This window comes from Sphingobacterium zeae (assembly GCF_030818895.1).
Lineage (GTDB): Bacteria > Bacteroidota > Bacteroidia > Sphingobacteriales > Sphingobacteriaceae > Sphingobacterium > Sphingobacterium zeae.
This window is the reverse complement of the sequence record NZ_JAUTBA010000001.1, coordinates 931,556-956,175: the sequence shown is the minus strand read 5'-3', so window position 1 is coordinate 956,175 and position 24,620 is coordinate 931,556. Positions and strand designations below refer to the sequence as shown.

Sequence of the window (24,620 nt, the reverse complement as noted above, 5' to 3'; positions counted from 1 at the left end):
CTTTTTTCCCCGACTGTATTCATAACCAACTATTAGGGCGATTCCGTGATGACACGTACGCGATCTTGTATCAGCCCCAAAACATTGGTTGTTGAGATGCTTGTATCTTTACACAAAAAAACACTGTTTTTAATCTTGATATTTTTAGCATCTTTAATCGACAGATACTGGTCTCCGCGTCCAAAAACACGATCAATAGATACGTTTTCCAAAACAGACTCCGGAATACCTTCGATCTTAATACAATTTTTAGCCGCATCAATATAGATATCCTTTATTTGGATATCCGAGAAACGTGGTGTCAGAGCGTTCTTTTGAACTTCGAAATCACGGCTAGCCTGATTGCCCACATGTTGGGCTTGTCCCAGCATATCCCAGCGTAAAGCTGATTCCACCTCCTGCATCCGGATACGTTCAAAGTGAATATCAGATCCACCACCACCGCGTGGCCTTCTGGTCTTAAAACGGATGCCAACATTGGTTTTTCCAAACACACAATCATGGACATACACCTGCTTGGCCATGCCGGCAGTCTCACTACCGATTGTAAATCCACCATGACCTTTTTCGGAAAAGCAATAGCGGACAACTATATTTTCCGAAGGTCTATTTACCCGTAGTCCGTCGAACCCACGTCCTGCTTTCACGGCAATACAATCGTCTCCAGTATTTAGGGTGCAGTACTCCACAAGCACGCGGTTGCATGATTCAATATCGATCCCATCCCCACGTGGTATACCCATAGAATGGATGCGAACTCCACGGATCACGACATCCTCACAATAAGTGGGCACGATATTCCAAAAAGCAGTACGCTCGAGCGATACACCTTCAATCCAGACACTTTTGCAGTTAATAGGCGCAATGAGTGCCGGTGGGAAGATGAAATCTGCGGTCTTTCCATCGTAGATCCGTTGATCAACAGGCGTATTACTATCGACAATATTTTCAATGACGTCATGCGTCATGGTTTTATTCCGGACGCTGCCTTCACCGGGGCCAATAATTCTACCTGATCCCGTGATGGCAATGTTTTCTGCCCCATTGGCATAAATACAAGCCCCCAAGCTATATAATTCTACTCCTTCGTTCCGCGTAAACACCACAGGCAGAAAATCATTGATTTCATGCTTAAATTCCAAGACGGAACCTTCACCCAATTTTAGATTAATATGGGACTTTAGCGTAATCCGTCCTGTATGGTGATGTCCTTTCAGTACTAACGTACCTCCCCCCTGTACCGCAAGCTGATCGAGCTTAGCCTGTATATTTTCAGCAGGCCCTGCAGTATCATGTCGCATCGGAAATGTCGGCCGCTGGACCTTCCATGCCGTAAAAGGGGATTGTATCTTATCTGGCTCAAGAGGCATCTCTCCCGCTCCTACCTGATCGGCACGTAACAGGGTCTCATCCAGTTGCTTTTTAACCGAAAGACTTCGACAGCCCTGCATGCCCATTACTACAACTACAAGCGATATTATCCAGTTTAATTTCATTGAAACACCTGCTTTACGTAACGTGTATTTGCACCAAAATTTTCTTTGACGGCACGTGGTGATAGATTAGCGTCACGGGATCGCTCGATCACGAGCCAACCGCGCCAGCCCATACGGTCCAAGGTTCGTTTTACCAAAGGCATATGCAGTCGTTTGTTATTTTCGAGCCATACACCATCTTCATCCGTACAATGAATCTGACAGATCCGCTTCTTTCCTAAAATAGTCAGCTCCTGAATCAGATCACGCCCTTCTTTCAACGGATTGGAAAAATTAAAATAGATCTGGATATGTTTGGATCCAATTTCCTTTAAAAGATCAACCTCAGCTTTTGCATCCAATGCTGTTTCAATCCCGATGATCACACCGGCTTTTTTTGCCATCTCACCTACTATACGAAGACGCTCCACAATAGCAGGTCGCAGTTCGGGATATTTAACCAAGTCGCACGTCACGCCCAAAGGCAAGAAAGCGACTTTAACCCCCATATTCTGGCAAGCTTCCAAACAATCCCCTACCATCTGCTGATAAGTCGGCCGCGTAGCAAAAGACTGTGCATAAAAGCCGGTCATGGCCAACGAACAGATCGTTATTCCCGTTTCCTTTGCTTTGTCAAGAAAAGCCTTCCGTTGTGCTGGATCGCCAAACTTACTGTCAAAAGTAATCCGGTTGCCCAGTCCGCCCATATCTACCTCCAACCCGTCTGCTCCTATTTCTTTTGCCAGTTCAAATGCACTTAGCTTTTGCCGCTTTAAGATCATCAGATCAATTACAGCGACATTGTAGCGTCGCTTAGGTGCAGCAAAGACAGCAGGAGGCAGGGCTACTACAGCAATTAAGGCCAAGGTATCGCGTATAAATTTTTTCCGGTTCATCATAGTTCAATTTGATATGATTTTAACAATGCTTTCAACTGTTCCATCCCACGAATCGCGTTCTTTGGTAAGTTTTCCCCCTTCTTTCCAAAACTGTATAACAACTCCTCCGGCTCGATCTGAATACCGGTCTCCGCGATGATATCCGCAGCTTTAGTCTGATCTAAATGAAAATGATCCAGTAGGAATTTGTAGAGTGCCTGCCTTTTGTTGTAGCCAAAATCATGACCTTCATCCGGAAAATGTGCATGCTGCACTTGATCTTTTTCGTCATAGTAACCGTAGATATGTTGCAGAAATGGAAAATCATTGATAGCAGTCTCCTTTGTCCAATCCTGTCCATCGGAGATCATAAGCTGTGGCTTAGGAGCTGTCATCGCAGCCAGTTCGACATTATTGGTCCCACCGCAGACAAAATGTACGGGGATTCCACTTTCACAGGGACATCCACCAAAGAAATAAGAAGACATTGCCACGACAGGAGCGACCAACGTGAAGCGATCGTCTAAAGCAGCCATTAAAATACTGTGGCTACCACCACCCGATCCGCCACTGATTCCTATTCGGCTTCGATCGACATTAGGCAAGCTCATTACATATTCCATAATTCGTGCTGCTCCCCAGGTCTGCATCAACATGGCTTCGCTGCTGCGATGATCTGTCGAGGCAAACTGCAATAGGGATTCTCCCCAGGAAAATAGGTCATAGCTTACTGCCATACATCCTAGTCGAGCTAAGGTGATAAATCTCTTTTGCGCATCCGAACGATACCGCTGATTTGGCCAATGGCCATCAGGAGATAACATCACAGGGATATTTTTCTTTTGCTTGAGCGGCGAATAGATACTGCCATTGATATATACTCCCGGGATAATTTCTAAGGCAAAATTCTGAACTTGGTAATCCGCATAGCGACGTGCCTTGCCCAATCGGATCGGTTGATTCGGTATACTTTTCAGCTTATCCCAGTACATCGCTTGTCTCACCGCAACACGCAATTGATCTTTTCTCTTCTCCCAACTTGCCTGATCCGTATATTTTTTGGACAGTAAGTTTAGAAAGTCCCAACCTTCCTGTGGTTTCCAGCGGTAATACTCGTATGATTTTAATTTATACGTATTGGGCTTGGCTTCCTCCTGCAGTTTAAAACCCAAGGGATACAGCAAATTGACTTCTGTGCCCACAAGATCTGCCCTAAACTTCCAGGGTGCGTAGTCCACCATAATGTCTTTGACATTACGTGGATCATATTTGATCTTGACCTGATACCGTTTTTGCATCAAGGCAAGCACTTTTTCCAGGGGTTGCTTAAATTTATGCTCATAATTGAGTAAGCTGTCCTGCCCCTTGACAACAAGCGAAACCACAAACAGACATGCGGTGAAAACAAGCTTAATCTTCTTCTTTGACATATGCATTAGGGTCTGGTTTTTTATATCTTTTTTTTGTTGGCCAGATGCCATCCTCAATCGGGATTAATTTCACTTTCTTCGGATCTACGACGACATGTTTCATTTTCTTTCTACGCCAGGTGTAGCCAAAATGCAATAGCCCATCTTTGGTTTGAATCACTGCGGGATAAGAATACTGACTGATTGGCGAATCCTCAAGTATAAGTGCGGCCTGCCACTGCTTGCCATCTTTGGAAAAAGCAACATTCAATGGTGTACGTGCCCCTTTGGCTAAGTTACCTTCCGGAAGCACGTGGTTATACACCAACACATGCCGTCCGTCTTTTAGCGTTACGGCATCCGTCCCCGAATTATTATTTGGGAGCGTCGTTTTTTCCAGTGGGGTCCAATGTTCGCCCCAGTCCTTAGACCAAGATGTTACGACCGCACGGTTGCGTGTGCGCGCCAATATTTGCAATCGACCATTTCCGTGGTCAAGTATGCTCGGTTGTATGGCATCCAGATTATCTGCACCACGGGCGATAGGGCCTATTTTACGCCAGGTCTTACCTAAATCCGAACTCGCCTCAAAATGTACATTCCAGCCATTTCCTTCTGTACTGGAAGGACTCAGCAAGGTGCCATTTTGCAAAAGAACAGGCTTATTTTTCACCGGTCCAATAAAGCCCTCGGGCAACTTCTCGGCAGCAGACCAAGTCTTACCGCCATCTTTGGAACGTTTGAGCATCCCCCACCATTCCGATGGCTTCGGTCCAATTTTATAGAATAACAAGAGATCTCCGTTGGGTATTTGATATAAAACTGGGTTCCAGGTCGGCAAGCGCTTCCCATCCGGTTGTATACCATCTGCGGCTGACGCAGGAGCCGTCCAGTGTCCATTTTCGTATCTACTCACATAGATTTCCACATCGGGGTGACGTTCTTTCGTTCCACCAAAAAAGGCATAAACCAAACCTTGATCGGTCTCTGCCATTGTAGCGGAATGACAGGAAGGGAAAGATGCCGTATCATAAATAAACTCATCTTTTATGACCCCTTTTTGCCATTCTTTTAATGTCGGATTTTGTCCGTAAGAACACAAGGAATATAAAAACAATAGGGCTGTTGCTAATTTAATCTTTATCTTCATAAATGTATTTTTAATATTATACATGTATACTAAATACTGCTTATAGTTTAATTTTGAATTGGTAATCTCCAGATCCAATAGCGAACCAAGTGCCTGATTTTTCCTGTCGTAGAATCTGAATATCTTTCTCGTTTTTTAATTTTCGATTGCTTTCCAGGATAGATGACAGTACCGTTGTGGGCAGATAGATCTCTGCTTTGGTATTGGCCGGAATAGAAATCTTCCATTCAAAAGTCGATTTGCTTTTGCTCCAATTGGATTGAATGGTTCCATAAACACTTTTGTAGCTCGCGTCCACATGATCGAACCCTGCTACGACCTGCGGTTTCATGACAACAGTCTGAAAGGCATGCTCCTTTGATTTGATACCCGCCAGATCCTCATAGAGCCATACCAAGAGATCGCCCAACATCATCACATGATTTTGTGAATTCATCTTGGGATGGGCAGTATTCCCATTCCACAACTCCCAAATTGTTGTGGCCCCATTTTCGACCATGTAACCCCAGGAAGGATAGGTCTTATTGGTTGCAATTTTATAGGCAAGATCCACACGACCTATTTTGGTCAGCGTGCGCATAATCCATTGTGTCCCGATAAGTCCTGTACTCAGGTGCCCCTGATTTTCTTTTTCGACAATCTCAACGATCCGATTACTGAGCTTTTCTCTATTCGCATCCTCTACCAATCCCAAAGACATTGGTAGTAGGTTATCGGTCAATGAATTGCTACCATAATAGCCTGCATCGTGATAGAACGCGGTATCAAATTCTACTCTCATCTTCGCTGCACGATCCAAAAAGTTAGCTTGATCCTGTCCGTTGCCGACGAGGACACTAAATCGGCTCATCATTTGTAGCAAATGATAGTAATAGGAAGTTGCGATCAATGCACTTGGATATTTTTTATCGGCAATCTTTCCTCTTCCGGCTTCAATGGTTACCGGTGGGAAGCACCAATCACCATAACTATCCTTGGTAATAATACCATCCGTTCCTGTATAACGTAACTGCATATAATCCATCCATTTTTTCATGGCCGGATAATGTTTTTCCAAAATGCGCAGATCGCCAGTCTGCTGATAGAGCATATCGGCGATAAATAGGTATGTTCCTGGCCAGCTGATATTATCACTATAGTAGCACCAGAAGGCTGGTGCAACATCCGGTAACGCGCCATCCTCCTTTTGGGACAGCCGAATATCTTCGAGCCATTTAGTATAAAAATTGGCGTTATCAAAGAGGAAGTTCTCACCGTATGCACTGACTGGACGGTCACCCAACCAAGGCTGACGCTCATTGCGTTGTGGGCAATCTACCGGTATACCTTTGTAGTTTGAGGCGATCCCCCACCATGCATTTTGATGGATCCGATTGATGAGTGTGTTGGAAGACACAAAGGTTCCCGTATTGGGTATATCGTCGTAGACAAAGCGGCCAACAAAATTATTTTTTGAAGCTATGCCCGGATAGCCGCTGACTTCCACATAACGAAATCCATGGTAAGTAAATCGCGGTTCCCAGGTTTCCTTTCCGCCACCTTTTAATATATAATGATCCGTTGCTTTGGCATCGCGCAGATTTGTTGTAAATAGTTCGCCATCTTCTGTCAAAGATTCTGCAAAACGGAGTGTCACTGCTGTTCCACGCCTACCGGACACCGTCATCTTTACCCAACCCGAGAAATTCTGTCCGAAATCGAGGATGTATTTTCCTTCAGACTTTTTGACAATCGAAACTGGTGCAATATCTTGCATCACCTTCATACCTTCCGACTGCGCTTCATAATTGCCACCGGGCTCCTGCACAAAAGCAGCCTTTAGCCATGTTTTATCGTCATAATCTGGATTTGCCCATCCCGTTAGCTCCTTTCTGGCATCATAATCCTCACCATCATATTCGTTATTTGCCGTTATGGGTCCTTCGGTCGTTCCTTTCCACGAATCATCGGTCTTAATGATCTCAGTTGATCCATCCGTATAAGTCAGCATAAGCTGCATTTGCATTTTTGGATAACCAAAAGTTTTTATTTTATAAGGTTTTGCTTGACGCATGGCATAGAACCGTCCATTTCCCAAGATCACTCCGATCGCATGCTTACCTGCTGAGAGGGATTTTGTTACATCCAAAACATTATACTTGATGTTCTTTGTATAATCCGTAGGCACTGGAGCCAGCACTTGATCGCCCATCTTCTTGCCGTCAATATATAATTCATAAAGTCCTAGCCCCATCACATAGGCTGTAGCCTGCTTAATCTGCTTGGTTGTTGTAAATTCCTTTCTGAAATAACGGGCAGCCAATTGCCCGGTCTGTTCATTGTCTGATGGGAAATACTGATCAAAACCAATCCAGCGTCCTGTCCAATCTTTGTAATGCAGCAGCCCCATAGTCCAACCAGCCGGCTCAGACCAGCTACTTTCACCCTTATTCGTATACACTTTTACTTTCCAGAACACTTCCATGCGGCTCTGCAGAGCTCTGCCTGCATAAATAACATACGTGGAATTATTCGAAACCTGTTTCCCAGAATCCCAAAAATCGCCGATATTCTGATCCAGTTTTTCTTGTGAGGAAGCGACAAGTACCTGATAGGCTTCTTGTCGGATAGACCGCTCACTGCCCTGCAATTGCCAGCTCAGTCTTGGAGCAATGACATCTATACCGATCGGATTCGAACGTAATTCAGTCCGCAGGTTTGCAACAGTGATCTGCGCTGTAGCCTGATGCCACAAGATCGACAAGAACATGGATAAAAAGGATGCAAGAGTATTAGCTTTCATTAGTTTTCAAAATCAAAATAAAGTACCATATGCAAAGCCCGAGCTGGCTCCTTCTCAAAATCATAGTAGACATGCTTCATACCCATCGGCCCGGTCATTTCTGGCTTTTGTGTTTTCGTGCCGATGGCTGAAATACCATTCATAAAAGAAATATCGCCTTTCGGAAAAGTAGGTTCCATGTTTTTCCATTCGGTATCTTGCTGTTCTTTTGGCGTATATAAACGCAAAAACACATCCTCCCGATCGGTAAACACGCGGAAACTTTGATCCTTTCCGATAAATTTGGTCCAGTACATATTGGCATGGTACCCTTTAAATTCGGGATATTCGAATGGCGATTCGCCCGTTGCCGTGTTATTGTACTTCTTTTTCCACACGCCAAACTGATTCCCTTTCATCCGGTTTTTCCAAACCCGATAAGGGCCCATTCCCCGATACTCAACACCTTCGATTTGATCTTCTGGAAAATCGAAATTCACCCCAACAAAACGTGTAAAATAACTTTCAGGAAAATATTGAACATGCATCTTCAACTGTCCCGAAGCAAGGATTTCCCAACGCAAGGTATTGTAACTCTCTTTTTTATCAAAAGTAGATGCGATAATCACCTTTCCATCCTCACGGTCCAATTTGAAATTCTTATAATTTGTCGCCGCTTCCTGCAAAACAGGTCCGTTTTTGAAAGGAATTACTCCTTTGGCATTTTGAACCTGCTCCAGCAATCCGCTTGTCTTATTGATTTGATAGCTAATGCCATTCGCTTTCACCAGATAGGCATTCGCGGTCTCCTGTACGGCAATATCCCCTGTTCCATTTGGTTTCAGGAGGCTACTTGCCACCTGATTCGGCAATATAATCGGAAAGCTCCAGGTAAAGAGTTCCTGTTGATGCACATCTTTTGCGGTAATATATAAGACATCAAAGTCCTCCCAACCTGTAGGGAAATCAACTTTTAAAATCCCTTTATCACCGGGGCGGATATTGGGAGCGACAATCGTTCCTTTTTTTGTTTCCTTAACCTCATCATAACCGCCCAACTTTTTGAGTTCGTACGAAAAGGTACACTGGTTAACATTGGTAAATGCGTATCTATTTTCAATATGGAATGCCCCATCAAATCCCTTGGTCATTTCCCGCTTTTCAAAGAAGATAGGACTCCATACCTCTTTTATCGTAAAGAAGCTTCCTTCTTTTTCGCCATGTGGGCCAATAATACCATCCGGACCACGATTTCCATCAGTATCTATAATACCGCCTTTATCCGTCCTGACGATTCCCTGATCACGAAAATCCCAAAGAAAACCACCTGCAGCAAGGGGATTGGCAAGCATCGCATTCCAATAATCATCTAATCCGGCACCATGCCCGCCATCGTACATACCGTGCAAAAACTCTGTCGGCATAATGATATTGTGCCCATGATCATAGGTACCAATACCATAGTTATATTCCCGGTAATGAGTTGTTTCAAAACCATCATGTATGGCCCAAGGATAAATCACAGGGCGTTTTTGAATATCCTCCTCTGCGAAGATGGGATCGAGATCCGTATTATGCCCACCTTCATTCCCATTTGCCCAAAAAACAACGGATGGATTATTTTCGGATACGACCATCATCTCCCGCAATAATTTGGTACCAACTTCCTTATCGTAGTGTCCGTGCCAGCCCGCTATCTCGTTCATGACATATAACCCCAATGAATCACAGACAGCCAGAAAATGATTGTCTGGTGGATAATGGGCCATCCGGACAGCGTTCATATTCATTTCCTTCATGATCTTCACATCGGCAATGCTAACTTCTTTACTCGTCGTCCGTCCGGATTCCGGAACGAACGCATGCCGATTGACACCTTTTAATCGGACCTTTATGCCATTGACATAAACGCCATCACGTTCTTTGACTTCTATAGTCCGAAAACCAAATTTTTGCTCCAGCTGGTGCTGTACCTTACCATTTTTCGACAAGGTAAATTGCGCTGTATATAAGTTCGGAAATTCGGCAGACCATAATTGCGGAGCTGAAAATTGTCCCTCGAGCCAATTGTTTTTGTCTGACAGCTTTGCTTTCAGCTGTTTGCCAAATTTCTTTCCTTTTGCATCAAGCAGTTGAACCATAATTTCGTCCGCTTCTCCCGCTGTCGCTATTTTTGCCCGGAATGTACCATTGGCCTTTGCGTCCAATGAAACACGTTCAATATGATGCTGGGGCAGGGCCTCCAAATAGACCGGTCTAAAAATGCCGCCGAAAATCCAGAAGTCACCTTCCCGTTCCGCCGCATTCACCGACTTGTTTGCCGAATGCTTAGCAACATTGACCTCCAATAGATTTTCTTCGCCAAATTTCAATAGCTTCGTAATATCGTATTTGAAAACATAATATGATCCTTGATGGATAGCGCCGGCCAGCTTACCATTGATCTTGACTTCGGTATCGGTCATCGAACCTTCAAAAACAATCCGAACCTGCTTATTTTTCCAGTCATCGGATACCTTAAAGCTATATTTATAGTGACCGACCTCTTTGCCTTTATCAGCCTCTTTATTGAACCCGTAATTATATTTTCCGAAGCCTTGTTGTTCCCAGTTGGAGGGAACTGGTATTTTCGTCCATTTCCCAGCATTCAAGCCTTCGGTCACATAAAAATCCCATAACACACCATCATCCTTTCCTGTTCCAGAGAGGTACTGGCTCGCTGTTTTTTGGGCAGATACCTGCAATCCCATAGTCCCAAAAAAAAGTAAGGATAACGCTATTTTTGTTTTCAAGTTCATGATCGCTAAAGACTATTTCAATTTAATATGTTGTAGTGGATTATTTGTTCTAAAAGGTGCCGCGGGCAAACCTGCAGCATTCACCAGATTAGGCTGGGCAGCTTCGTCCCATCCGAACCGGACCTGATGGACCTGTTGTACCTGTTCACTTTCAAGTACGACTGTCTGTCCGTTGATAGCAGCCTGTGCTGGATAAAAGATGCCATCCTCACCCGCAACTTCAAATGATGTTAAGGGCTTGCCGTCTACGGACTTTAATCCGGCAGCATGTTTCAATTTTACCCTTGCTTGTTTGCCTTGATATTTTACGGCCGCTAGTTCAGGGCCATCGGCTACAATATTTTTATGATAGACATATTTTAAAGCCTTAAGGGCATGACGACGACCGATTTCCCATTTATAACTTGGATGGAGATCGTGTGGATCATCGACCAAATCTGTCGTAATGATACGTGCTGTATGCGGCAATTGTAAAACCAGATCTTGGGCTTCCCGAAATTCTGGTAACACTGTTCTCGGCATACGGACATGGCCTTTTTCGTCCAGAGAATAATAAAAAGGTGCGATCTCGGTAAAATAAAACGGTAATTTGGGATTCTCCCAAAGAGTCCGCCAATTTTCGATCAGCGCCTTCATTTTATAGCTATAACTAATATTCTCTTTTAGAAAGGTATTGGATTCACCCTGGTACCAAATAAATCCTTTTAAGGTATAAGGCGCTAATGGTGCAATCATCGTATGAAAGAATTTACCGGGATCGCCTTCTTTCTTTTTATCTTTCAGATAAGGTGAACTTGTCCAATATTCTTCGGAGAACCAGGGCTCGATTCTGCTGCCGCTCACAGCTGATGAAATAATGCCTACAGGAACACCTAATTCTTGCTGTAGGGTTTTCCCGAAGAAATAGGCCGGTGCAGAAAATTGACGCAGTGCCGAATCCCGGGCTACAGCCCAGCCCTCATATTGGCCATCCGGCTTGGCCAGAAATTTTCGGCGTACTAAAAAAATTCGGATATTGGGATTGTTTGCTTCGGAAACTTCGTTTTTAGGGAAACAGGTACCTCTCAACGGAGCTTTAACTTTCTCAATTTTACGCATTTGGTATTCCATATTCGATTGGCCCGAGCACAACCATACTTCACCGACCAAAACATCTTTAAGTTCGATCGTATTGTTTCCCCTGATGGTCAACGTCTGTCCAACCGCAGTAGCCGGCATGGCTTTTAGTTCAATTTTCCAACGACCATTTTGATCGGCTTCTGTCGTCTTCAACTGGTTTTGAAAAGCTACGCTTACCTGCTCGCCAGGGCTCGCTGAACCAAAAATGGCGACCGGTTGGTTGCGTTGCAAAACCATGTGATTCGCAAAAATATTCGGCAATATGACATTCGCCCTTGCCGAAAAACCGGCTACCAATAAAGCAATATGTACAATAAACTGTCTCATTTATTTTACCTTTTCCGCTTTCAGCGAAGTAATCTGATAAATGGCTTCTTTGATCGAAGCACCTGCATTTTCAACATCAAAATCTTGGTCTGTTTCCGTATCCGCATTGGGAAATCTTCTGACATCGCCCGTACGGAACGACACCTTGCTCACGTTGCTTACCGGTTGGAAAAATAACTTTGTCCCTTTATCTTCTCCATTGATGGCAACTTGATAAGAGCGGGTGCTCACATCGAAAGTCAACGCAAAATGATACATCTTTCCCATCTCATATTTCGTCAACGATGCATTTCGGTACCCGGCTTTATTTTTAATAATTCCGTCTTTGTCCATGATAATTCTCGCAGCTGCTAAGCCACTATCATTCACCAACTCAATCTGTAAAGAGCCATGATCATTTTGCTGTGGCGTCACCGTAAATTCAATGGTCCCTTTTTGGGCCGATTGAATGACGCGATCTGCCTTTGCATAGTCGAAAGGATCTTTATCTCGCAAAACCAACGCTGTACCTTCGACCTTGGCAGTTGCCCACAGCGGACTATAAATATTCCAGTTGTTATAGGCTTGTCCTGCATTTTTCGCAAAATCGTCGTTCACGGCCTCATCTACAGTAGACTTGATCGGAACAGGTACAACTGCAGTCCAAATATCTTCTTTGTTCATACTATACGTCAACCACATGTTACGATCGGGAACCATGCCATTTCCTTCGACGATACCACGGACATATTGCGGTCCATAAGACTTATAGTTACCGCCATAACGCATTGTAGTGATCTCCCCGTTAACCAATAACAAATCCGTGTAATTCAATCCATCATTACTGGTCGATACGGCCAAGGGCCATCTGAATTCTGATGGATTATACACTGTTGCGTAACGGCCATCCGAAGTTTTCTGTCCCCAGATTTTCGCATTGCTGTTCACAAACCCGGGCGCACGCAAAGGTGAATATTGCCAGGTTTTTCCATTGTCCTTGCTCATCGATGTCAATGCATGCTTCCATAAACCGACGACCCTTCCATCATTGAGATGATAAAAGGAAAATGCTTTTACCGGACGTTGCAAAGGAATTAACAGATCGTTTCGGTCGGACTCTTCCACCCATTGCTGCATCATAAGTGGTGTGCCGAGCAACTCGTCACAAGCTTGTACAAAGGCCTTGTCTTTGCTCTTTTTATAAAAGGGATATTTGGCACCCTTCTCATCAAATGAGGCATTGAAGTGAATAAAATAAATAGGTCCGAAGCTACCATCTTTGTGAATTTCTCGGACTACACGCCCAAGACCATTTCCATCATTTGGATCGTCCTTGGCATCCAGTGCTACACCGTAATATGCGAGCGTCAGCAGTTTATCATTCTTTGCATGATAAAAGCCCATACGTTGGTGCATGATTGCATATAAATTTTTCCCAGCCTTATCCGTACGTCCTGGCTTGGTAAAACCTTCCGGAACGAGATAAGTCGGGAATAAATCCGTTGGATTAGACCAATTGCGGCCATCTTTTGACGTCAGCAACAAGGTCTTTCCTTCCGCGATATGCTCACCAATAGGGTTGCTCAGAAACTGTAAATAATAAGTATCAATCCAATAGGCTAAAAAAGGCTGATGGTTATACGTAAAGTTGTGTCCGCCTGCTAATTCAGGGAATTCTCTGTTTGCTCGAAATACCTGGATATTGTGCGTACCCACAGCAGGTGTCAGCTGACCGTGGTGATAGTCTACATTGGATAATGTCTTTCCTATATACTTTACTGTATCTTGTTGTGCTACCGCCTGGTTCATAACAGAAGACAGCGATAGCCCCACTAATACTAATTTGATACACATACTATTTCTTTTTGGCTTCAACCCGAAGCAAATTTTTTAAATCTTTATTGGATGCTTTGAAGATCGTTCCATGTTTATGCCCTTCTGGAACGGAAATCTTGTCGTTGATTTTTTCGAAGACCTTAAAATCTTTGGTGGACACAGCCTCATAGCTTTTGCTACCATATGAATCGAAATAGATTAACCATTGATCCTTGACTTTAAGCACCGCAGGTCCCTCACTTAAATACGGCGAGAAAGGCTCAGAGATCTGCTGAAATGGCCCCAACGGATTTTTCGCAAAGGCCACCTTTAGATTTCGATTGGGCCGCGTATTATCCTTTAATACAAGCACATAATCCTTTTGCTCTTTTTTGACAATGACCGCATCAATGATACTAAAGCCCGGATCGCTAAATAATTTCGTCTCCGTAAAGGATTTAAAATCCTTTGTTGTCGTATAGTACATGCGGTGATTGTTTTTCTCTTCTTCTACGCCTTTTGCAAAACGATAAGGAATGGTGGAAGCCCAAATAATAATAAACCGGTCTTCTATATCATCATAAAATAACTCTGGCGCCCAAACATTGACGGTGGTTGCCTCTTGTTGCATCACTGGAACGATCTGTTGATTTTCCCAATGGATCAAGTCTTTTGAACGTGCATAGCCGATTCCTTCATTTCCCTGCCACCCAATGGTCCATACCAGATGATAAATTCCTTGTTTATCCCGGATCATCGACGGATCGCGCATGATTTTCTGTTTTCCTAATTCTGGTTTTAAATAAACCCCATTAATTGCATTCCAATGGTAGCCATCTTTGCTATACAGATAGCGCAAACCTTCATTGGCGGGTTCGTGGAACGAGGTAAATAGGTAAACATCCCGCTGACAGGAAGCCAAGATCGATGCCACACTAAATAAAATAAACAATTTGACCGGATTCTTCATTAAATGCTATCTAAGATCAATACCCAGTCGTTTCCGTCCTTTTGTCCTCCCGCAGGCACAAAAGTTTGTACACCTTTATTTTCCAACTCCCCGATCACTTTGGTCGACCCATTTCGGGGATCAAACCAGGACGCTTTTACTTTGTCCCCATTGATTTTTCCCATATTAATTTTCATTTCCCTCCCGTTGTAATTGTAGATAAATGCATAGTCCGATGTTCTTGTTGCGAGTAAGCGATTGTATTTCTCGCCATTATCCGCAATTAAAGACTGATCTGGAACACGATCAAAGTAATTGTCTTTGGAAAGCATAAGTTCTTTTAAGTACTTCATCTGAGCAGCACCAGGTGCATTGATAGCCGAACTCCATACTTCATCCGAACCATAGGCCGAGGTAGAGTCTTGCTTTCCATGCATCTGCATAACCGAGTTCTGTCCGTAGGTATACCCAAATGCGCCCGCAAATACAGACCAATAACCGTATCTTCTGACGTCAGCATCTTTCCAGCGCGGTTGGGTGATATCGTGTAATCCCTGTGGGATGCCTTCATAAGAAGGTTCCCCGTCGATCGTTGGTTTAATGGGTTTTATATCCCAGTCGGCTGCCATAAACTTCCAGTTATCCTCGCCATAATGTTTCTGTTCATTCGCGGAAGTGTCCTGAGCGTAGGTACGGTGTCCAGATTGCACCATATTGAAATCCAGCCAGGGTCTATCGTGAAACCAATCCGAAGAAGCCGTTCGTCCTCTAGGATGAAAAGTCATTAAATGCGTATGATCGATGGATTTTATTGTTTGCCCAATTTTCTCCCACACTTCCATCTTATCTGATCCTTTGATGTCTCCACCATTTAACCAAATGATATTTGGGCGATCTTTCCAACGCTCCGCAAGAAATGTGGCGTACTTTCCTGCCTGCTCTACCGATACTTTTCCTTCCTTCACTGGTGACCCCCAAATCGGGACCAAAGCAACATAGAGTCCCTTTTCGGCAGCTTTATCAAGGATGTAATCGATATGGTCCCAATAATCGTATTCCAACGCATTATCCGGATTGTTCCCTTCGGTCACCAGCGGTCTGGAAATATCTTTGTTGACCACCGAAGAGTCCCCATAACTATTTACAGAAGGAACGGTATGCAGCACCATGGCCTGAATGACATTGAAACCTTTTTGTTTTCGATCTTCTAGGTATTGATCAGCTTCAGAACGGTTTAGTTTATTAAATAATAACCAGCCTGTATCGCCCAACCAAAAGAAGGGCTCTCCATCTTCTGTCATCATGTACCTACCATTTTCCGATATCTTCAATAGTGACAGGTGCTTCGTCTCTTTATTGGATGCACACGAAAAGAGTGCTCCTGCAATTGCAAATAATATAAGTTTCTTACGAATAGACATATTTTTATTTCTTATTTAGCCAAATTATTTCTGGCTCTTTTGTATAATTGCTCAAATGAATATGCTTCCCGAGATTGATCTTCTCTATTTTGATGATCGTTCCGTTTTTCGGATTAATGCGTGTCATTTCAAAACCGCCTTTATAATCGGATAGATCAATATCTTCTGCATCGGATTTTTCCTTATAAATGATCAGACCTTGGCTACCTTTTAGCAACCAGGCGCCATTGATTTCTGTTGCTTTCATCGCTGATGCTGCACGGTAGAAATCGTTGTTTCCTATCTTAGGTAAGTTTGCCATAGAACCACCGGCCATAAAGGAGGCCCATGCCATCGTTGGGTAGTTGTCCGCAAAGTATAATACTGCTTTATCTGGATATCTTGTACGGTATTCGGATACGGCCTTATAAACAGCCTCCATCGATGTTTTCTTTGGTTTCAACAAGCGTGCATGTTGACGCGGTGCCAGATTTTGCCCTCCTTGTGGCGCATAGGTCTTTCCGTCGGCTTGGTAGTGCCAGTAGCGGATATCAATGACCTGGATTTCTTTGGCACGTTCGGTATCCGCCAAAATAGCATCCTGTACGTCTTTCGTAGCACTTAAACCAATCATTGGATTTTTACCCGTCTCAGCCTTCCATTCTTTGATCACATCAATCCAAAACTGAACGAAATGCAACGGTCCGGTATATTCGGCGCTAATCATCTGAATAACGCCCGAGTTGTCTTTAAAATTATTTAAACATTGACGGATGTATGCGCGGTGTAATGAACGACGAACAGGGTTATCGATATCGTAGAACTGTTCGGCCATGAAAATTCGTTTATTACCCGCATAAGGAACCGGTTCTGGAAATCCGACATTATTGATATTATTAGCTGCACGCCATGGGAAGTCCGCGTAATGTGCACCAGCTTCGATAATATTATGTTGAAAATAATTTTGATGCAGCAATACCAAACCTTTTTGGTCTGCTAGATCTGCATATTGTTTCAAGCGTGCCCAGTAAAATTTGTTGTACTTTGTTAAATCATACTTAGACAAGCCGTCATAAGCTAAGCCCTGGCCACTACGCGCAAATGGCAGTTCATAAAACGGAGGCCACACCTCCCCATTGATCCGACGAATACGCTCGTGGTCATCACGTCTCCGATCGTACCAAAGTCCGTAATTGTGATCAATGGCGATAATATTATCTTTTTTTAATGAATCCGTCATCTCTTCAAGATCGTCCGTCAACCCCGCGCCAACCTCTCCAGGCACATAGCGCGTGATATGTGGTTTAGCTTTTTCAGCACCATGCGGTCGAGCGCTGCCACTCCACCAGGGAACATCCGATTTGGCTCCTACGAGTATTTCATCACCACGTACCAACCAACCGTTTTCGACACGCATATCGGCTTGTTTTTTTGCTGGAGTAGTCTCTTTATAGCCGATTTGATCGATGGTTTTTACATTTGCGGTCGTATTTAAGGGATAACGATCACCGGCTTCTGCAATAAAGTCAACCAGTTTCGTCATTGGATTTTCAGACTGACGTGTCAGCTCCATGGCAACACTGGCAGGAGGGCTACTGGATGCTTCGGTCAGCACTGGCAACAGTACTGCGCGTTCATCAGCCGCTAGGCCAATTCTTTCCCGTAACTGGGCATAATACAAGCTTTTGGGTTTAATATATTCATTCGATTGCTCCCAATAGCCATTCCCTTGAAATTGGGACCAGATACCAAAAGCCCAGTTTTGCGCCGTCGGCGGTTGGTAACATTCCACAAGTCCAGCTGTTGATTGCCAAAATACTGAGTTTGCAGCCGACCAACCTGCCCCTTGCCCATCTTGGCCTCTGTTTTTATAGCTTAGTGCCTGTGCATCAATATCTGCATTATCAAAAAGAACTCCCGACGCCCAACTGCCTATTCCGCCACTAAAGCTAAACGGCTCTACAGCCTGACATTGGACAAAAGCATTTGGACCTGCTGCCAGGTAGCCTACAGCGAAGTCATGATAGCCGTACTCAGAATAAAGCCTTTGAAACAAGGTTTGTTGCCCTTTTGTAAAAAAAGTATATCTTCGTTGTCCACCAATTTCTGAAACCGGGTCCCGGGAAATACAATCCTCAACAGTTAATTTTTGGGTACTTGCTAAAGCGTAAACGGCTGATCCTGCGAAATGCTGGAACTGCATGCGACGCACCCATACATTTTCCGCATTTTCAATAGTAATCGCCATCCAGCGATGGTCTTCGTCTTTCGGGTTATTCGCATCGAAAGCAGATTTAAGTGTGATATTTTCTATACCGACATTTTCGATTCTTCCTTTCCAATTATATTGCTCAACAGTCGCTTGGCCATAGCGTCTGTCCAATGCTGTTGTGATTGGTGCATCAATCTCGATACCATTACCTTTCACTGCGACAATCGTTCTATCCCAAGTAACATCGCGTTGCCCGGGTTTCCAACCTAGCGAAGTAATGCCACCACCAAAATGATCAGTACCCAGCTGATTAATCCAATCTTGCGTGGAAGGTCTTGTAATCCTAATTTTATCGCCAGCTTTATAGGAAGCTGCATGATCAATATCCAATACCCGCGCGTTGACAGGGACGTAAGTACTTGTTACGTTTGTCTTTTTTGCAAACGTGATATCGTCTTTTCCGAGAATACGGATGAGTGTTTCTCTTGTTGTTCCTTCACCAATGATGACAGTTCCATTTGTTGTGAAACCACTACCACGCAGAATAACACCTGAGGCACTTATTTTAAGAGAACCGGAAACAGAATAAACTCCCGCTTGTAAAAGCACCACTCCTCGTAACCCATCTTTACCCAACGGTAGCATTGACACATAGTTGATAGCAGCTTGAATACGCTGTGTAGCATCACCTGTTTTTAGAGGAACAACCACGGCAATCTGTCCGGTAGGAATAGCTTCGTTGCCCCCTTTATAACCCGCGTAAGAAAAATCAGGGATCTGATTTCCTAAGGAATCTGCATGGTACACAAATTTGCCCTCATCCCATACCAGAGGACTATATGCCTTCATTTTTTGTGCATGTGCAAAATAAGCAATGCAGGTGAAAGCATATAATGCGATACAAGAAAAGAGCGAACTTCTTTTTATCATGATTATTTTTTATTTTTTGGCACGACGGCATCTATTGCAACCACCCCATTTAAATAATTCTCAATATTGGCGTAGCCGTTTTTCGCTATCTTTCTAGAATCACTTGGATCATTTGGATTCAACCCCATACTTTTTTCTACATTATCTGGAATGCCATCGTTGTCCGAATCTTGGTAAGGCATCCCCTGATAAGTCGGATATCCGCCTACTTGTGCAATATGGGATATAATCCCTTGTTTGTAGGAGTCTTCTGGAAGGCGTCGTTTAACATATGCAGACACAAATCCATGTTGGGCTTTTGTTGTATCATAATACACTTTATTCTCTGACACTTGCCTAATAATCCGTTGATCAACAGCGTCCTGTTTTGGTAGAAATGCACCTACATTTTCAAGAACATAGTTGTAAGCATCCTGAGCAGATAGTGTGGTAACAGGAACCATTGGAAACGCCTTATCCACACGGATTTCTTTTTCACGATCACCAACATTCGGTAGATCTTCAATCTGGATGCCTCCGGCCCAGTTATTTTTAGTGACCTCTGGGAAACCTTCTACCACATTTCCATGTGCATATACTTTCCCATACTGATCTTTAAAGGCTTTATCTCTTCCAGATTCTGGCTTTAAGATACGGTACGCAATTGGCCTATCTTTGGGTGTAATTGGCCCCGGCTTATAGTAATTATTGATAAAGTTGAATAAGGATTTATTATCTCCGCCATCAGCACTTCTATTCCACCAGTTCCAAATCACATTATTAACAAATCCAAAGTCACCATACATTCCTATGGAAGGATTCCGACTGATATTTGATGCCCATAGGTTACGCATAAAGGTACTGTTTAGACCACCTATTGTACTTCCGAAAGCGTGGTTGTACGCATCTAATGCTTCAGAAAAAATAGAATTTTGGATCGTAATATTGACAGTAGGTAATTTGAGATTTTTACCTTCACGGTCGTATACATGTCGATAGATAGACATATTTTCATCCAAACCCCAGCTTGCGGATACGTGGTCAATTATAATATTGCCAACCACATTACCTCCTACAGCATCATCACGTCTCGTTACATCGGTTTCACCGCGGCGGAAACGTAAAAACCTTAAAATGACATCGTGCGTATCAATCAGAAAAGATTCTCCGGCCACACATACCCCATCCCCTGGCGCTGTCTGTCCGGCAATCGTAATATAAGGCGCTCTGACAACAATTGGTTTTTCAAGTTGAATAATACCAGCAACATTAAATACAACGATACGGGAACCACCGGCCTCACAGGCTTCTCTCAATGTTCCAGGACCAGTGTCCGCAAGACTAGTCACGACAAAAACTTTTCCTTCCCGTCCACCAGCGGTATAAGCGCCTCCACCTTCAGCACCAGGAAATGCTTTAATTTTTGCCTGCGGTAAGTCACTCGGTTTTGCAGCCCAAGGGATATAGGGCTTCCCTTCTTCCTTTATAATTTTTTGTGCTTCTGCCCAGACTTTTTCTGAGCGTATGATTTCTGCATTTTCCCGTTCTGTAGCCAATCTTTTCAGGGAATCTGGAATAACCGGATATTGGCCCAATGCCGCTATGGGGCTTATTAGCCCGAATAGCAACACAGTATTTCGATTCAGTAAAGATGTCATAGCTTTATTTAGCAGCTAATTTATTCAGATAGATTTCGATGTTCGCGTAACCTGATGCTGTAATCTTCGCTGAATCACTCGGATCATTTGGATTGAGCCCCATTTCTTTCTCAACTGTATCTGGAATACCATCATTGTCCGAATCTTTGTACGGTGTACCTTTATATACTGGATATCCGCCAACTTGAGATATGTCGGTAATAATACCAATTTTGTACGAATCCTTTGGTAATCTTCGATGTTCAAAATCTTTTTCCGGCAATTTCACATTGCTTAATAATTTGACTGGTTTACCATTTTTCACATCACCAACAACCCGTGTGTCGATAGGGTCTCTTTTAGGCAAGGTGGCTCCTGCATGTTCGAGAACAAAGCCATAAGTTTCCTTCGCAGTCATTACCGGGAAACTAGCATGTGGGAATGGTTCCTTAACGCTCATTGCAGCGAAATAAGGCTGAGCTTCAGCATAAGTCATCGCATCCCCTTTTTTATTTTCCAGTTGCACACCACCATCCCAGTTGTTAGCCGTTACTTTCTCGTTTCCTTCTACAATATTACCTTTGACATGCGCCCGGCCGAATACGACATAAGGCAATTTACTTCTACCCGATTCAGGCTTCAAAATGCGATAACTTACAGGCTGATTTAAAGGTGTCGCTGGTCCTGGTTTAAAGTAATTGTTAACAATGTTGTATGTCGCTTGATAGTCTCCACCATCAATTGATCGATGTACCCAATTGTACACAACATTGTTGTAGAAATTGAACAGACCATTCCACCCAATAGATGGGTTACGAGCCGCATTATTTGCCCAAAGATTGCGCATGAATGTACAGTTCTCACCACCTAAAGTACTACCAAATGCATGGTTCCATGTATCTAAAGCTTCAGAGAAAATAGAATTTTGGATGGTAATATTTACAGTACCACGTTTTTCTTCTGCTTTTCCAGTACTATCATTATACATGTGGCGGTACATGGACATATTTTCGTCCAAGCCCCAGCTTGCCGAAACGTGGTCGATCATAATATTTCCGACAGGATTACCACCGATGGCGTCATCCCGACGGCCAACGTAAGTTTCGCCCCGTCTAAATCTCATATGTCGGATCAGGACATCGTGTGTATTGATCCAAACAGATTCACCGGCCACACAGACACCATCACCTGGTGCAGATTGTCCGGCGATAGTCACATACGGCGCACGAATAATCAATGGCGTTTTTAGGCGGATGATACCAGAAACGTTAAATACGATAATGCGAGGACCACCTTTTTCACAGGCCTCCCGCAATGAACCAGGACCATTATCTTCTAAGCTAGTCACTACATATACCTGGCCGCCACGACCACCAAAAGTAAATTTACCACCACCTTCCGCTTCCGGGAAAGCCAAAATCTTAGCTTGTGGGAGATCGTCCGGTCGTCCCGCCCATGGAATATAAGGTTTACCTTGTTTTGCGTATTCTTCTATGACAGGTAAAGCTTTTTGCCATGCTTCGTCAGATTGCTGATATGCTTTTTTCATTAGTTCATCTGTAGACTTCTTAACGTCTTCTGGTATTTTGGGATATTGACAAAAGGCAATGCATGTGAAAAGGCTCAACAAAGCTGTTAGCGTTATTTTATGTAACATGTTTATCTAGTTAGTAGGGTTTATAATTTCTATTTCAAATATATGTCAACTGTACATTTATCAAAAGCAATGTCTGTCACAATACGCATACATTGCTTTTAGATTCTGTATGTGGGAAACTATTTTAAAGGATCAAAAGTTCCTGCTCCATTCATGCTGTCCCAACCAGTAGTTTGTTGTAAATAAGGTGAAGTAGACAAGATTGTTTGATTTAATCCAAAGAAGTAATATTCCGTATACCATCTAAATTTCCAGGGGATATTTGTCGGATCTAAATCATCTTTTTCGGCAATTACAAAATAATTATCATACAGGTAATCGAGGTATTGATCCTGGTTAGCTATTCCAGCAGGATAAGTTGATGGTTGGCGTTCAACGACAGGAACACTTGAGCCATTTCGAACCAACGGATCTGAAGCACCGGTATAATCCATGCCATTGTTTTTCACTGTAATTAATAAGCCTGTTCTTCTTGTTCCATTTAATGGTTTTACACCAATACGTTGGGCGGTAGGTGAATCCTCTTCAAAAAGCTTCCAACGTCTAAGGTCATAAAATCGTTTACCTTCATACGCTAATTCTAATTTACGTTCATTAAGCACTGCGCCGAAAAGTTTATTTCGGTCTCCGCTGATACTACTTAAACCATAAGATCCATCCTTATTTTCCAAACCTGCACGTGCCCTGATATCAGTAATACCTTTCAAACCTTCCATCAATTTGTCCGCACCAATAGCGGATTCAGCTAAATTCAATAGCACTTCAGCAAAGCGCATTTCCATGTAGTCTGTACCACTTTGCTGAAATCCGGCTGCGGCATTTGATGTACCCGACGCTGCAGGATCAGATCCTTTACGCAAATAGATGCCACTTGCGTTCGAACCTCTTGTTTCCGTAGATACATACGCACCCTTATCATTTTTCCAATAGTAGGTCCATTGGCGATAATTTGTTCCATTTGCATAGGGAAATAAGGCCCCGTTATATACGAAAGTTTTTGAAAACCTCGGATCTCTGTTTTTATAAAATTTCTTGGAGTCGTATGGATAGGTAGAGGTTGGATCATCAATATTTTTACCATCCAGCATAGGAAATGCATCAAATATCTGCTTAGTTGGTGAAATCGATCCTGCACCGGAAAGCTCTCTAGGGCGAATTGCTTGCTCCCAACCATTATTCTTTACAGCAGTGGATGTTGCTGCCGCATTATTAAACCCATAAACAATTACTGCTTCAGGATTGTCTACTTCTTTCAAAAACATGTCTCCCCAGGCTTTACCATTAGCCTCTCCCCCAGTCCTAAACAACCCAAAGCCATTCTGTTCTAATAAGGTTTTGGCTTCAGTATTTGCGGAATATGCTGCCTCCCAACGATCTCGCGAATCGTTTGGATTAAATTGTGGGCTGGCATAAGTTAATAAAACCCGTCCTTTCAAAGCCGCTGCTGCGCCACTAGTAATCCGCCCCCAATTTCCAGCGTCCCACTTTCCTGGCAACAGACTTTTTGCTAAATCCAAATCCTTCACAATCTGGGCAATACACTCTGATGTAGCACTACGCGGAATAGAATTTGCTTCATTGTTACCTACAATTGGCACTTGCGGCTCTAATATTAAAGGAACACCGCCATACATCCTGACGAGTTGAAAATATTGAAAGGCGCGCCAAAAATAGAGCTGCCCCTTCATCTTATTACGGGTAGCCTCATCAATACCATAAAGATCGATTTTGCTTAGAAAAAGGTTAATTTCCTTCATTCGGGTCCACACGTTATTCGCAATGTTGGCGCCCATCCGTTGACCAAAATACTTATTTGCATGGTTATTGATAAAAGAAATGGCATTCCACTGTTTATTAAAATCAGTCTCGCCAGCTAATTCATCAGTTGTCTGCGTGAACACATTATTATAGGTACCGTTTTCCGCGGCGTCCATTGTAGCCACAAAAGACTGGGAATTATTTGCTGGCAAAAATAATCCGTAGACGTAATCCACATACGCCTGAGCCAATACCGGATCCTTAAAGACGTCATCGCCATTTACTGCTGTAAAGTCTTTTTTATCCTCCAAAAACTTGTCCTTACAGCTCTGATTTGTCAAAGCTAAACAAGCCAGCATCATCGTTAAAATCGTTAACTTTCTCATC

General features: G+C 43.4%; 14 protein-coding genes. All 14 read right to left on the bottom strand.

Features of this window, described 5'->3' with window-relative positions:
• Positions 1–32: 32 nt before the first annotated feature.
• On the bottom strand, positions 33–1,496 hold the full coding sequence (locus QE382_RS03960) for a glycoside hydrolase family 28 protein (RefSeq protein WP_307184773.1): 1,464 nt from the start codon (positions 1,494–1,496) through the stop codon (positions 33–35).
• Positions 1,493–2,374 (bottom strand): sugar phosphate isomerase/epimerase family protein, encoded by an 882-nt coding sequence (locus tag QE382_RS03955; protein WP_307184772.1) that lies wholly within the window; start codon positions 2,372–2,374, stop codon positions 1,493–1,495. The genes QE382_RS03960 and QE382_RS03955 overlap by 4 nt, the downstream gene beginning before the upstream one ends.
• Positions 2,371–3,783, bottom strand: coding sequence for an acetylxylan esterase (locus QE382_RS03950; RefSeq protein ID WP_307184771.1), 1,413 nt, complete (start codon positions 3,781–3,783; stop codon positions 2,371–2,373). The genes QE382_RS03955 and QE382_RS03950 overlap by 4 nt, the downstream gene beginning before the upstream one ends.
• The gene (locus QE382_RS03945; protein ID WP_307184770.1) at positions 3,764–4,912 is read right to left on the bottom strand and encodes a sialidase family protein; all 1,149 of its coding nucleotides are present in this window, start codon (positions 4,910–4,912) and stop codon (positions 3,764–3,766) included. The genes QE382_RS03950 and QE382_RS03945 overlap by 20 nt, the downstream gene beginning before the upstream one ends.
• A gap of 40 nt (positions 4,913–4,952) precedes the next feature.
• The gene (locus QE382_RS03940) at positions 4,953–7,694 is read right to left on the bottom strand and encodes an alpha-L-rhamnosidase (protein WP_307184769.1); all 2,742 of its coding nucleotides are present in this window, start codon (positions 7,692–7,694) and stop codon (positions 4,953–4,955) included.
• Positions 7,694–10,471: a glycoside hydrolase family 2 protein gene (locus QE382_RS03935; protein WP_307184768.1), complete on the bottom strand. Its 2,778-nt coding sequence runs from the start codon at positions 10,469–10,471 to the stop codon at positions 7,694–7,696. Before QE382_RS03935 ends, QE382_RS03940 begins: the two co-directional genes overlap by 1 nt.
• A gap of 12 nt (positions 10,472–10,483) precedes the next feature.
• Positions 10,484–11,917, bottom strand: coding sequence for a sialate O-acetylesterase (locus tag QE382_RS03930; protein ID WP_307184767.1), 1,434 nt, complete (start codon positions 11,915–11,917; stop codon positions 10,484–10,486).
• Complete coding sequence (locus QE382_RS03925; RefSeq protein WP_307184766.1) at positions 11,918–13,750, bottom strand: exo-alpha-sialidase; 1,833 nt, start codon at positions 13,748–13,750, stop codon at positions 11,918–11,920.
• A gap of 1 nt (position 13,751) precedes the next feature.
• Complete coding sequence (locus QE382_RS03920) at positions 13,752–14,681, bottom strand: glycoside hydrolase family 43 protein (protein WP_307184765.1); 930 nt, start codon at positions 14,679–14,681, stop codon at positions 13,752–13,754.
• Positions 14,681–16,081, bottom strand: coding sequence for a glycoside hydrolase family 140 protein (locus tag QE382_RS03915; protein ID WP_307184764.1), 1,401 nt, complete (start codon positions 16,079–16,081; stop codon positions 14,681–14,683). The genes QE382_RS03920 and QE382_RS03915 overlap by 1 nt, the downstream gene beginning before the upstream one ends.
• 4 nt (positions 16,082–16,085) lie before the next feature.
• Positions 16,086–19,202: a DUF6298 domain-containing protein gene (locus QE382_RS03910; protein ID WP_307184763.1), complete on the bottom strand. Its 3,117-nt coding sequence runs from the start codon at positions 19,200–19,202 to the stop codon at positions 16,086–16,088.
• A gap of 2 nt (positions 19,203–19,204) precedes the next feature.
• Positions 19,205–20,839: a polysaccharide lyase gene (locus QE382_RS03905; protein WP_307184762.1), complete on the bottom strand. Its 1,635-nt coding sequence runs from the start codon at positions 20,837–20,839 to the stop codon at positions 19,205–19,207.
• Positions 20,840–20,843: 4 nt separating this feature from the next.
• Entirely contained in the window at positions 20,844–22,475 is a 1,632-nt protein-coding gene (locus QE382_RS03900) for a polysaccharide lyase (protein ID WP_307184761.1), read from the bottom strand.
• A gap of 119 nt (positions 22,476–22,594) precedes the next feature.
• Positions 22,595–24,619, bottom strand: a complete 2,025-nt coding sequence (locus tag QE382_RS03895; RefSeq protein ID WP_307184760.1) for a RagB/SusD family nutrient uptake outer membrane protein — start codon at positions 24,617–24,619, stop codon at positions 22,595–22,597.
• Position 24,620: the final 1 nt, after the last annotated feature.

Excerpts from the sequence above, each read along its gene's own strand:
- QE382_RS03930 (WP_307184767.1), bottom strand. The coding sequence starts at position 11,917 with ATGAGACAGTTTATTGTACATATTGCTTTATTGGTAGCCGGTTTTTCG.
- QE382_RS03935 (WP_307184768.1), bottom strand. The coding sequence starts at position 10,471 with ATGAACTTGAAAACAAAAATAGCGTTATCCTTACTTTTTTTTGGGACT.
- QE382_RS03925 (WP_307184766.1), bottom strand. The coding sequence starts at position 13,750 with ATGTGTATCAAATTAGTATTAGTGGGGCTATCGCTGTCTTCTGTTATG.
- QE382_RS03950 (WP_307184771.1), bottom strand. The coding sequence starts at position 3,783 with ATGTCAAAGAAGAAGATTAAGCTTGTTTTCACCGCATGTCTGTTTGTG.
- QE382_RS03905 (WP_307184762.1), bottom strand. The coding sequence starts at position 20,839 with ATGACATCTTTACTGAATCGAAATACTGTGTTGCTATTCGGGCTAATA.
- QE382_RS03920 (WP_307184765.1), bottom strand. The coding sequence starts at position 14,681 with ATGAAGAATCCGGTCAAATTGTTTATTTTATTTAGTGTGGCATCGATC.
- QE382_RS03960 (WP_307184773.1), bottom strand. The coding sequence starts at position 1,496 with ATGAAATTAAACTGGATAATATCGCTTGTAGTTGTAGTAATGGGCATG.
- QE382_RS03915 (WP_307184764.1), bottom strand. The coding sequence starts at position 16,081 with ATGTCTATTCGTAAGAAACTTATATTATTTGCAATTGCAGGAGCACTC.
- QE382_RS03910 (WP_307184763.1), bottom strand. The coding sequence starts at position 19,202 with ATGATAAAAAGAAGTTCGCTCTTTTCTTGTATCGCATTATATGCTTTC.
- QE382_RS03895 (WP_307184760.1), bottom strand. The coding sequence starts at position 24,619 with ATGAGAAAGTTAACGATTTTAACGATGATGCTGGCTTGTTTAGCTTTG.
- QE382_RS03955 (WP_307184772.1), bottom strand. The coding sequence starts at position 2,374 with ATGATGAACCGGAAAAAATTTATACGCGATACCTTGGCCTTAATTGCT.
- QE382_RS03900 (WP_307184761.1), bottom strand. The coding sequence starts at position 22,475 with ATGTTACATAAAATAACGCTAACAGCTTTGTTGAGCCTTTTCACATGC.
- QE382_RS03945 (WP_307184770.1), bottom strand. The coding sequence starts at position 4,912 with ATGAAGATAAAGATTAAATTAGCAACAGCCCTATTGTTTTTATATTCC.
- QE382_RS03940 (WP_307184769.1), bottom strand. The coding sequence starts at position 7,694 with ATGAAAGCTAATACTCTTGCATCCTTTTTATCCATGTTCTTGTCGATC.